At 60.6% G+C, this 12,110-nt stretch carries 7 protein-coding genes; 1 reads left to right on the plus strand and 6 read right to left on the minus strand.

Annotation, left to right across the window (positions count from 1 at the left end; translation table 11 throughout):
* Positions 1-5: 5 nt before the first annotated feature.
* Positions 6-3,917 (minus strand): ATP-dependent RNA helicase HrpA, encoded by a 3,912-nt coding sequence (gene hrpA, locus PMI36_RS15495; RefSeq protein ID WP_008071933.1) that lies wholly within the window; start codon positions 3,915-3,917, stop codon positions 6-8.
* A gap of 203 nt (positions 3,918-4,120) precedes the next feature.
* The gene (gene aceK, locus PMI36_RS15490) at positions 4,121-5,842 is read right to left on the minus strand and encodes a bifunctional isocitrate dehydrogenase kinase/phosphatase (protein ID WP_008071935.1); all 1,722 of its coding nucleotides are present in this window, start codon (positions 5,840-5,842) and stop codon (positions 4,121-4,123) included.
* 129 nt (positions 5,843-5,971) lie between these two features.
* Between aceK and PMI36_RS15485 the strand changes: the two genes are divergently transcribed.
* Complete coding sequence (locus PMI36_RS15485; protein ID WP_008071937.1) at positions 5,972-6,880, plus strand: DMT family transporter; 909 nt, start codon at positions 5,972-5,974, stop codon at positions 6,878-6,880.
* A 133-nt stretch (positions 6,881-7,013) separates the two neighbouring features.
* On the opposite strand, the gene PMI36_RS15480 is transcribed toward PMI36_RS15485, so the two are convergent.
* The 4 genes from PMI36_RS15480 to PMI36_RS15465 all read right to left on the minus strand — a co-directional run.
* On the minus strand, positions 7,014-8,594 hold the full coding sequence (locus tag PMI36_RS15480) for an aldehyde dehydrogenase (NADP(+)) (protein WP_008071939.1): 1,581 nt from the start codon (positions 8,592-8,594) through the stop codon (positions 7,014-7,016).
* A 42-nt stretch (positions 8,595-8,636) separates the two neighbouring features.
* Positions 8,637-9,632: an AraD1 family protein gene (araD1, locus tag PMI36_RS15475; RefSeq protein WP_008071941.1), complete on the minus strand. Its 996-nt coding sequence runs from the start codon at positions 9,630-9,632 to the stop codon at positions 8,637-8,639.
* A gap of 55 nt (positions 9,633-9,687) precedes the next feature.
* Entirely contained in the window at positions 9,688-10,863 is a 1,176-nt protein-coding gene (locus PMI36_RS15470; RefSeq protein WP_008071943.1) for an L-rhamnonate dehydratase, read from the minus strand.
* A gap of 527 nt (positions 10,864-11,390) precedes the next feature.
* Positions 11,391-12,110 (minus strand): 4-hydroxythreonine-4-phosphate dehydrogenase PdxA (locus PMI36_RS15465; protein WP_008071945.1); only part of this gene is annotated, 720 nt, incomplete at its 5' end.

Consider the following 12,110-nt stretch of genomic DNA (forward strand, 5'->3'; position numbering starts at 1 on the left):
CAGGATCAAGGCTCGACCTGGCTCCATTGCTTGTTCAGGCGCTTGTCGGAGATCGGCACCTTGGTCCCCAATTGCTGCGCGAACAGCGAGACCCGGTATTCCTCCAGCCACCAGCGATAAAGTTCCAGCTGCGGATCGCGTTTGCCTTCCTGGGCGTGTTTGTTGGCGCGGGTCTGGTATTGGGCCCAGAGGCCGGACAATTCGCCGCTCCAGACCCGGTCCCGCTGTACCTGCGCACCGATTTTCTCGAAGCGCTGCTCGACCGCTTTCAGATAACGCGGCAGCTCCTTGAGCCACAGCATCGGCGTTTCACGCACGAACCCCGGATACACCAGATGGCTGAGCTGCTGCTTGATGTCGTTCAAGGCCACGGCTTGCGCCAGGTCGATCTTGCCCTTGAAGCGTTTTTGCAGGCCGTGCCAGAGCTTGAGAATCTCCAGCGTCAGCTTCGCCAGCCGTTCGGCGTGCTCGGTCCAGCCGCCACGTTTGCGCTCGGCCAGCGACGCCAGCCCGGCGCCATCGCGTGGCAATGGGTCTTCGCCCTCGAGAATGCAGCTGTCGAGACTGGCCAGCAGAATGTCTTCCACCAGGCTGTCGACTCGCCCCATGTCGCGATACATCAGGCCCAACTCGGTCAGCCCCGGCAACTTGCCGCGCAGGAACTTCGCCGGTTCCGCCAATTGCTGCATCAGCAAGCGCTGCAAGGCCCGGCGATGCTGGAACTCGGCTTCGGCCGGGGTCGAGAATCGACCTTCCTTGACTGTGCCGCCCTCTTCCACCAGCGCCGGATACACCGTCATCGATAGCCCGGCGATTTTCTGCTGGGTTTTCTCGGCCACGGCGGCAAAGACTTTCGGCTCCACCGGCTGTTGGCTCTTCGCCGTTTGCGGCACCGCCAACGCAGCCTGGCTCGCCTCGGCAAAGCGTGCGGTCAGCTCGGCCAGGTCACGGCCTTCGCCGAGGAACTTGCCCTGACCGTCGACGATTTCCAGGTTCATCCGCAAATGACTGTCGACCTGCTGCGAGGCTTCGGCCCACGCCTCATCGCTGACCCGCGCACCAGTCATGCGCAATAACTCGCGGCCCAGCGCCAGAGGCAACGAGCCCTCGGCAAACGTGATGCGCTGCAATGCAGCTTTGACGAAGTCTGGCACCGGCACGAAATTCTTGCGCAACGCTTTAGGCAGGTTGCGCACCAGCGCTATGCACTTGGCCTCGATCACGCCCGGCACCAGCCATTCCAGTCGTTCCGGCGGCAGCATCGGCAACAACGGCGCCGGCACGCGCAAGGTCACGCCGTCGCGAGGATGGTTGGGTTCAAAGTGATAACTCAGCGCCAGTTCCAGATCACCGATGTGCAGGGTGTCCGGGTAATGCGCGGCGGTGACTTCGCTGGCTTCGCGAGCCAGCACGTCTTCTTCGCGCATGATCAGCAGCTGCGGGTCTTTCTGACTGTTGACCCGGTACCAACTGTCGAAGGTCGCGGTCTGGTGAATCTCTGCTGGCAGTCGCGCATCGTAGAAAGCGAACAAGGTTTCTTCGTCGGCGAGGATGTCGCGGCGGCGCGCCTTGGCTTCCAGTTCGTCGAGCTGTTCCAACAACTGTGCATTGGCAGACAAACACTTGGCCTTGGATTGAATCTCGCCGCGCACCAGACCTTCGCGAATAAAAAACTCACGAGACACCACCGGGTCGATCGGCCCGTAATGCACCGGCCGGCGACCCACTACGATCAGCCCGAACAGGGTGATTTGCTCGAAGGCCACGACCTGACCGCGCTTCTTCTCCCAATGGGGTTCGAAGTGGTTTTTCTTGATCAGGTGCCCGGCCAGCGGCTCGATCCAGTCGGCGTCGATCTTGGCGACCATCCGCGCGTAGAGTTTGGTGGTTTCCACCAGTTCGGCGGTCATCAGCCATTGCGGACGCTTCTTGCCAAGGCCCGACGACGGGTGAATCCAGAAGCGCCGCTGACGGGCACCGAGGTAATCGCCTTCATCGGTTTTCTGGCCGATCTGGCTGAGCAATCCGGACAGCACGGCTTTGTGCAGTTTCGGGTAATCCGCCGGTTCTTTGTTGAGGCTCAGCTGCATGTCGCGGCAGATCAGGCTCAACTGACGATGGGAGTCGCGCCACTCGCGCAGGCGCAGGTAATTCAGAAAATTCTTGCGGCACCAATTACGCAGCGGGCTGGCGGTCAAGGCCTGGCGTTGTTCTTCAAAACCACGCCACAGATTAACCAGCCCGGCGAAGTCCGAGTCCACGTCTTTCCACTGCGCGTGGGCTTGATCGGCGGCCTGCTGACGCTCCGGCGGACGTTCGCGCGGGTCCTGAATCGACATGGCACTGGCGACGATCAGCACTTCCTGCAAGCTGCCCAGTTTCGCTGCTTCCAGCAGCATGCGACCCATGCGCGGGTCCACAGGCAGCCGTGCCAGCTGGCGACCAAGCGGCGTCAACTGACTGTTGCGGTCCACCGCCGAGAGTTCTTGCAGCAGGTTGAAACCATCGCTGATGGCCTTGCCATCCGGCGGTTCGATAAACGGGAAATCGGTGATCTCGCCGAGGCGCAGATGGAGCATCTGCAAAATCACCGCCGCGAGGTTGGTCCGCAGGATTTCCGGGTCGGTAAATTCCGGGCGGCCGATGAAATCTTCTTCGCTATAGAGGCGGATGCAAATGCCCGGTTCGACCCGCCCGCAACGGCCTTTACGCTGGTTGGCACTGGCCTGGGAAATCGCTTCGATGGGCAGGCGCTGCACCTTGGCGCGGTAGCTGTAACGACTGATGCGCGCGGTACCGCTGTCGATCACGTAACGGATGCCCGGCACCGTCAGCGAGGTTTCGGCGACGTTGGTCGCCAGTACCACGCGACGTCCAGGGTGGGACTGGAAAATCCGCTGCTGCTCGGCCGGCGACAGCCGCGCGTACAACGGCAGAATCTCGGTGTGTTTGAGCTGGGCCTTGCGCAGCATGTCGGCCGCATCGCGAATCTCGCGCTCGCCGGGCAGGAACACCAGCACGTCGCCGGGGCTCTTGCGCTCGCTACGTTCGAACGCGGCAATCTCGTCGAGGGTGGCGAGAATCGCCTGATCCACGGTCAGGTCATCCTCGACGCGGTTGCCCTCCTCGTCCTGCTCCAGGGTCAGCGGGCGGTACCAGGTTTCTACCGGGAAGGTACGACCGGAGACCTCGACGATCGGCGCATCATCGAAATGCTTGGAGAAACGCTCCAGGTCGATGGTGGCCGAGGTGATGATGACTTTCAGGTCCGGCCGGCGCGGCAACAGGGTTTTCAGGTAACCGAGCAGGAAGTCGATGTTCAGGCTGCGTTCGTGGGCTTCGTCGACGATGATCGTGTCGTAGCGTTCGAGGTAGCGGTCGTTCTGGGTTTCCGCCAGCAGGATGCCGTCGGTCATCAGTTTGATCAGGGTGTTGGAATCGCTCTGATCCTCGAACCGCACCTGATAGCCGACCAACGCGCCCAACGGCGTCGCCAATTCTTCAGCGACCCGGCTCGCCACACTGCGCGCGGCGATTCGACGGGGCTGGGTGTGGCCGATCAGGCCGTGCTGGCCGCGACCGATTTCCAGGCAGATTTTCGGCAACTGGGTGGTTTTACCCGACCCGGTTTCGCCGGCAATGATCAGCACCTGGTGCTTGAGCAACGCCTCTTTGATTTCGTCGCGCTTGGCGGCGATTGGCAGACTGTCGTCGTAACGAATCACCGGCAGGCTGGCGCGCCGCGCCAACACCTGATCGCAAGACGCCTGCGTGCGCGTCACCCACTGGGCCAGTTTGGCCTCGTCAGGTTTCTTGCGCAGCTCAAGCAACTGCCGCCGCAGCCGGTGGCGGTCGGCGAGCATGGCGTGATCGAGGTTTTTCAGCAGTTTGTCGATTGAAGGCGATTCGTCAGTCATCAGGTACGCAAAAGTCGTCTAGTGGCGCAGGGGGCGGATTGTCGCAGATTTGGCAGCGATTGCGGGTGTGGTTCTACTGTAGGAGCTGTGTAGGAGCTGTCGAGTGCAACGAGGCTGCGATCTTTTGATTTTGATTTTGATTTTTAAAGACAAGATCAAAAGATCGCAGCCTCGTTTCACGAGACAGCTCCTACAGGGGGGTGTTATTCGTTATCGAGGCCTTTGCGGCGGTAGGGGAACACATCAATCACCTTCCCCGCCCGAATAGCCTCCTGCAAACTCTTCCAGTAATCGGCGTTGTACAACTCGCCATGCAACTGATCAAACAACCGCCGTTGCCCCGAATCGGCAAACAGAAACGGTGGAAACTCTTCAGGAAACACATCCAGTGGCCCGATCGAATACCACGGCTCGGAAGCCATTTCGTCTTCCGGTGTACGCGGTTGCGGGATGTGGCGGAAGTTGGCTTCGGTCAGGAAACAGATCTCGTCGTAGTCATAAAACACCACACGACCGTGACGGGTGACGCCAAAATTCTTCAGCAACATGTCGCCGGGAAAAATGTTCGCCGCCGCCAGTTGCTTGATCGCCAGACCGTAATCCTCGAGCGCCTCGCGAACCTGCGCCTCGTTGGCGTGTTCCAGATAAAGGTTCAACGGCGTCATCCGGCGTTCGGTCCAGCAGTGACGAATCAGCACCGTATCGTCCTCCACCGAGACCGTGGACGCGGCCACTTCGAGCAACTCTTCCAGGCATGCCGGCTCGAACTTGCTCAACGGGAAACGGAAGTCGGCGAACTCCTGGGTGTCGGCCATGCGCCCGACCCGGTCGACGCTTTTCACCAGGCGATACTTTTCGATCACCGTGGCGCGATCGACGTTTTTCGACGGCGAGAAGCGGTCCTTGATGATCTTGAAGACGGTATTGAAGCCCGGCAGGGTAAACACGCTCATGACCATGCCGCGCACGCCGGGGGCCATGATGAACTGGTCGTCAGTGTTGGCCAGGTGATTGATCAGCGCCCGATAAAACTCGGACTTGCCATGCTTGTAGAAGCCGATCGAGGTGTACAGCTCGGCAATGTGCTTGCCCGGCAGGATGCGTTTGAGAAAGCCGATGAATTCCGCCGGCACCGGCACATCGACCATGAAGTACGAACGGGTGAAGGAGAAGATGATCGACACCTCCGCCTCGTCAGTGATCAGCGCATCGATCTGGATGCCCCGGCCTTCGCGGTGCAGCAGCGGAATCACCAGTGGCCATTGCTCGTCGGGGGTGTAAATGCGCCCCACCAGATAGGCGCCCTTGTTGCGGTAAAGCACCGAGGAAAACAGTTCGACGCTCAGCTCCGGGTCCTTGCAGACCCAGTCCGGCAGGTTCTCGCGCAATTGCGCTTCGAGGCGACGCAGGTCGCCGGCCAGATCGGCGTAATCTTCGCTGAAGCGGTAGTCGGCAAAGATGCTCGTGAGCATGCCGGACAACTGCCCCTGCGGCTTGTAGGTGCGGGTTTGCGCGGCCCGGGCGCGGCGCAGGCTCGGCCGCGTGGTGTGAATGAACATACAGCCATCGCTGATCAGGTCATGGCTGAACAGGCCGCAGAAAATCGAGTTGTACCAGGTCTCGGACAGTTCATCGTCGAAACGCAGGTCGATCAGGCTGATGTAAGCGCTTTTGACCAGCGGCCAGTTGCTGACGTCCATCAGCACATCGGTCTCGAACGAAGCATGCAAGCGCCCTACCGTTTCGCCGACCTTTTCTTCGTAGAGGTTGATCCGCGCCGCCGACGCGACTTGCGTCTCCTGCCATTGGGCCTGCTCGAAACGGGCTCGGGCGCCGTCGGTGATCTGACGGAAATGCTCGCGGTAATCGTCAAAGCCATCGAGGATCATTCGGGCGATGTCGGCGGCTGGCCATTGCTGCGGCATAGGTAAAACCTCGGCGGCTGTTCTTGTCGTTGGAGCCTGAGCTTAGTGGCCCTGTGTGACGCAACGCAACCATTGCCTTGTGCCCTGACTGGCGCGACACTTGCGCGCCAATCAAGGAAGGAAAGCGCTGTGAACCCCGTCGATATCCTGCGTATGTTGTCGCTTGCCGCCATTTGGGGGGCGAGTTTTCTGTTCATGCGCGTTATTGCCCCAGTGATTGGCACAATCCCCACTGCTTTTTTTCGCGTGTCGATTGCCGCCGTCGGGCTGCTGGTGATCCTTGGGCTGATGCGCATCAGCTGGGATTTCAAAGGCAAATTCAAGACGGTGATGCTGCTCGGGATGATCAACTCCGGGATTCCAGCGACCCTCTATTCCGTGGCCGCCCAGGTGCTGCCGGCCGGTTACTCGGCGATTTTCAATGCCACCACGCCGCTGATGGGGGTGTTGATTGGCGGATTGTTCTTCCATGAAAAACTCACTACAGCCAAGCTCGGCGGGGTGTTTCTCGGACTGTTCGGCGTGGGCATCCTCACCCGCGCCGGGCCGGTGGCGTTCAACATGGAACTGCTGATGGGCGCACTCGCGTGCCTGATGGCCACCACCTGCTATGGCTTTGCCGGGTTCCTCGCCCGGCGCTGGCTCGACCATGCCGGTGGCCTCGACAGTCGCCTTTCGGCGCTGGGCAGCATGCTCGGCGCGACGTTGTTGTTGCTGCCGTTGTTTGGCTACAGCGTGATCAACCAGCCACCGGTGAGCTGGGGCGGCTGGAGTGTCTGGCTGTCGTTGCTGGGGTTGGGTTTGGTCTGCACAGCCTTTGCCTACATTATTTATTTCCGTTTGCTGACGTCGGTTGGCCCGGTGAAATCGATGACCGTGACCTTCATGATCCCGCCGTTCGGCGTGTTGTGGGGGGCGCTGTTGCTGGATGAACCGCTGTCGATGGCGCACCTTTATGGCGGGGTGTTGATTGCGTTGGCGTTGTGGCTGGTGTTGAAGCGGGCAGTGGTGAAGGCGCCTGAGGTGGTTGCCAGGTAGTGATGTGGTGTTGCTGATGAAGCCATCGCGGGCAAGCCCGCTCCCACAGGATTTAGGGATTGCCCACAGAATCTGTGTACGACACAAATCACTGTGGGAGCGGGCTTGCCCGCGATGGCGTCGGCTCAGACGACTACAAAGCTAACTGACTCACCTCCCCATCCACCAACCGCCGAATCCCCAGCGGATTAGCGTTCTGCAACGCCTGGGGCAACAACGAATCCGGATAATTCTGGAAGCACACCGGCCGCAGGAAACGGTCGATCGCCAGCGTCCCGACGGATGTCCCGCGCGAATCGGACGTCGCCGGGTACGGCCCGCCATGCACCATCGCCTCACACACCTCGACCCCGGTCGGATAGCCATTGAGCAGAATCCGCCCGACCTTTTCCTGAAGCAACTCAGCCAGCCAGCGGTATTCCAGCAATTCATCCGCCTCGCCAATCAGTGTCGCCGTCAGTTGTCCGCGCAGGCCATGCAGCGCTGCCGTCAACTGCGCGCGATCCTCGACTTCAATGACGATGGTGGTCGGTCCGAAGACCTCTTCCTGAAGCAGTTCATCGTCCTTGAGCAACAGACTGACGTCCGCCTGGAACACCTGCGGTTGAGCTTGATTGCCCTGCTGCGGCTTGCCCGCCAGATGCGTCAGCCCAGGATGCTCGTGCAACTCGACCAGGCCTTTGCTGTAGCTGGCCAGCGCGCCGGCGTTGAGCATGGTCTGCGGCGGTTGCTGGTTCATGCTGGCGCAAAACATTTCCAGAAAGGTGCTGAACTGCGGCGAACGCAGGCCGATCACCAGGCCTGGATTGGTACAGAACTGCCCGCAACCCAGCGTCACCGAACCCGCCAGTTGCGCGCCGATCTGTTCGCCCCGCACCGCAAGGGCTTCAGGCAGCAGGAATACCGGGTTGATGCTCGACATCTCGGCAAACACCGGGATCGGCTGCGGCCGGGTCGCAGCCATATGACTCAGCGCATTGCCGCCCTTGAGTGAACCAGTGAAGCCGACCGCTTGAATCGCCGGGTGCTTGACCAGCCATTCACCGACGCCACCGCCATAAATCATGTTGTATACGCCCGCCGGCATTTCGGTTTTTTCCGCTGCGCGGATGATCGCGTCCGCGACCCATTCGGCGGTTGCCATATGTCCGCTGTGAGCCTTGAACACCACCGGGCAACCGGCGGCCAGCGCCGAGGCGGTGTCGCCGCCGGCCGTGGAAAACGCCAGCGGGAAATTACTCGCGCCAAACACCGCGACCGGCCCTAAAGCGATGCGGTACTGGCGCAGATCGGGACGCGGCAATGGTTGACGATCCGGCAGCGCCCGATCAATCCGCGCACCGTAGAAGTCACCACGACGCAGAACCTTGGCGAACAGGCGCATCTGGCCGCTGGTGCGTGCGCGCTCGCCTTGAATACGTCCGGCCGGCAATGCGGTTTCACGGCATACCGTGGCGATGAAATCCTCCCCCAGCGCATCGATTTCATCGGCAATGGCGTCAAGGAACCGGGCGCGCTTCTCCGCGCTCAGGTTGCGATACACCGGATAGGCCGCGGCAGCCGCTTTGGCGGCGGCATCCACTTCGGCTTCGGTGGCCTGGAAGAAAGTACCGGGCAACGCGTCACCGGTGCTTGCATCCAGACTTTGCAGTTGCAGCGTGCCGTTGGCGCTGCGGCCGCCACCAATGTAGTTGTGTCCAAGCAGGGTTGTCATGACAGATTCCTTGACCGGCAAAGCTCACCGGAGGTTGAAGGCTTAAAGCGCGCGGACCTGACCGATGGCCAACGGCGGAGCACTTTCACCAATGCCGTTCTCCAGCGGCGCACCAAACTCATCCAGACTGATCTGGAAGCGATCCCCCGGCCGGGTTTTCACCCCGTCGGCAAACGACAACGTGGCGGTGCCGAAGTAATGCACGTGGACATCGCCCGGACGCAAAAACTGTGCGTATTTGAAGTGGTGGAATTCGAGGTTGGCGAGGCTGTGGCACATGTTGTCTTCGCCGCTGAGAAACTCTTTTTCCCAGAGCGTTTCGCCGTTGCGGGTGATGCGACTGCTGCCCGCCAGATGCTTGGGTAACTCACCGACTCGCAACTCCGGACCATAGGCGCAGTAGCGCAGTTTCGAATGAGCCAGGTACAGATAATTACGACGTTCCATCACATGGTCGGAGAACTCGTTGCCCAAGGCATAACCGACGCGATACGGCAGGCCGTCGTCGCCGATCACATAGAGCCCGGTCAACTCCGGTTCTTCGCCGGCGTCTTCGGCAAACGGTGGCACCGGGAAGTCGGCGCCGGGGCGCACGACGATGCTGCCGTCACCCTTGTAGAACCATTCCGGCTGCGCACCGACTTGCCCGGCTTGCGGTGTACCGCCCTCAAGGCCCCACTTGAAAATGCGCATGGTGTCGGTCATGCCGGCTTCGACCGCACCGTCCTGCTGGTGCATCTTGTCCCGCGCCGAAGCGCTGCCCAGGTGAGTCAGGCCAGTGCCACTGATCAGGCAATGGGCCGGATCTTCGTGGTCCAGCGGCGGCAGCACCCACCCCTCTTGCAACAGTTGCTGGTAGTCCGGGCCGGCTTCGGTGCCTCGGCTGGCGACTTCATCTTGCAGACTACGTTTGCCGCGGATCGCCGCCAGCGCCAGTTCGCGAGTGTTGCGGGTATCGCGCAGCACCTGAACCTGACCGCCCTCGACGAGGCCGACCTGGCGTTGCCCGGTGATGTTTTCAAATTGAATCAGGCGCATGTCCTGTTCTCCGGAAAATTCTGGATGGCGCCGCCTTTCGGGCGACGCGCCAAGGTCATTCGATAATGTTGAAGTCGCCGAGGTATTCATCGGAGATTTCCAGTCCCAGGCCCGGCTTGTTGTCATCGAGCTGGATGTAGCCTTTGACCGGTTGTGGCTCGCCCTTGAACACGTAGTAGAAGAGTTCATTGCCGACCTCGACGTCGAACACCGGGAAGAACTCAGCCATTGGCGAAGCAGTGGTGGACATGGTCAGGTGATAGTTGTGCATTTGCCCGGCGTGCGGAATAACCGGCACCGACCAGGCTTCGGCCAGGGCGTTGATCTTGCGCGCAGCGGTGATGCCGCCGACGCGGTTGGTGTCGTACTGGATCACATCGATGGCGCGGCGCTCCAGCAGGTCCTTGAAGCCGTAGGAAGTGAACTCATGCTCGCCGCCGGAGATCGGCATGATCCCCATTTTTTTCAGCTCGATGTAGCCTTCGATGTCGTCGGCAATTACCGGTTCTTCAAGCCAGCGTGGTTCGAACTCGGCGAGTTTAGGCAACATGCGCCGGGCGTATTCCAGGGTCCAGCCCATGTAGCATTCGAGCATGATGTCGATGTCCGGGCCGGCCAGTTCACGCAGGGCGCGCACTTGCTCGATGTTCTTGCGCATGCCGGCCGGGCCATCTTTCGGACCGTAGCCGAAACGCATTTTCAGCGCGGTGAAGCCTTGGTTCAGATAACCCTGAGCTTCTTCGAGGAACAGGTCGAGGTTGTCGTTGGCGTAGAGTTTGGAGGCGTAGGTCCAGATTTTTTCCTTGGTCCGACCGCCGAGCAGTTTGAACACCGGCTTGTTCACTGCTTTGCCCATGATGTCCCAGATGGCGATGTCGATCGCCGAGATCGCCGCCATACCGATGCCTTTGCGGCCCCAGGCGTGGCTCTGGCGGTACATCTTCTGCCAGATGTATTCGTTGTCGAACGGGTCTTCGCCAATGGCGATCGGTGCCAGGTAGGTGTCGATGATTTCCTTGGCCACACGCGGCGCCAAGGCGCAGTTACCGATGCCAACAAGACCGGTATCGGTCTCGACCTCCACCACCAGCCAGCCATGGAAACGGAACGACCCCATCGCGTCGCCGCGCTCGAACAGGATGTCACTGGCGTTGGTGCAGAAGTGCGCTTGAGGGGGAACGACTTTGCCTTTCCACTCGAAAACGCGGGTACGGATTGCTTTGATTTTCATGAATACAGTTCCTTGCGCTGCCGGCTTTTTGTAGTTGTTGAGTCGCTGCGCAGAGCCGTTCCTGTGGCCGGCTTCGGGCATTCGATGGAGCGACTTTAGCCAGCGCTCGGGGGGTGGGGATAATCACTTATGCGTATCCGGCGATAACCTGGGGTGATCGCAAAAAGCGGATATTGAGTGAATGAGGTTATGGGTACACACCAAACAAATGTGGGAGCAGCCTGCTCGCGAAAGCGGTCCCGTCAGTCACCTTTGTAGTGACCGGCAGACTGCTATCGCGGGCAAGCCCGCTCCCACAGTGACTGGTGGTGTTGCTCGATTTTTTGATCAATGCAAAACCCTGTGGGAGCGGGCTTGCCCGGGTAGAAACCGGAGACATCCTTTACGTTTTAAACCGCAGACATCGTTTACAGGTATGAAATACGGTCAGGAGGTGCCTCCGCGATGGTGGCAGTACAGACACTCTTGCAGTGACTGTCGGGCCGCTATCGCGAGCAGGCTCGCTCCCACAGGGGACTTGCGTTGTGTCAGTAGTTGTTGGCGCCCATCCGGCACGCAATCTCGAACGCCTGGCGGATCGCCCCGACATTCGCCTTGCCCTGCCCCGCAATATCAAACGCGGTGCCATGGGCCGGTGTGGTAATCGGTATTGGCAACCCGCCTTGCACCGTCACCCCACGGGAGAAGCCCATCAACTTGATCGCGATCTGCCCTTGGTCGTGATACATGGTCACCACCGCATCAAAGGCACTGGCATCGCCCTGCACCTTGAGGAAAATCGTGTCGGCGGGGTATGGCCCCTCGGCCGCAACACCCAGCGCCTGAGCCGAACGAACAGCCGGGCCAATGATGTCCAATTCTTCGCGACCGAACGAGCCGTTGTCACCGTTGTGCGGGTTCAGCCCGCACACGCCGATACGCGGTTTGGCCAGGCCGTTGCGCTTGAGGGCTGTGTCGATCAGCTGGATCGCTTCGACTACCCGCGTCTGGCTGAGCATGCCCGGCACATCGGCCAGCGCCACATGGGATGTCACGCGCGACGTCCACAGGTTGTCGAGCACGTTGAACTCGCAGAATGGCCCGTGGAAATCCAGTAGCTCGGCGAACCAGTGCAGCTCGTCGCTGTGGGCCATACCGGCCATGTGCAGCGAGGTCTTGTTCAACGGCCCGAACAGCACCGCATCGGTAGTCCCGGTCTCGGTCAGGCGCAGGGCTTTTTCCAGGGTGTCGAGGCTGTAGCGGCCGCC

It is taken from the genome of Pseudomonas sp. GM79 (assembly GCF_000282495.1).
Classification (GTDB): domain Bacteria; phylum Pseudomonadota; class Gammaproteobacteria; order Pseudomonadales; family Pseudomonadaceae; genus Aquipseudomonas.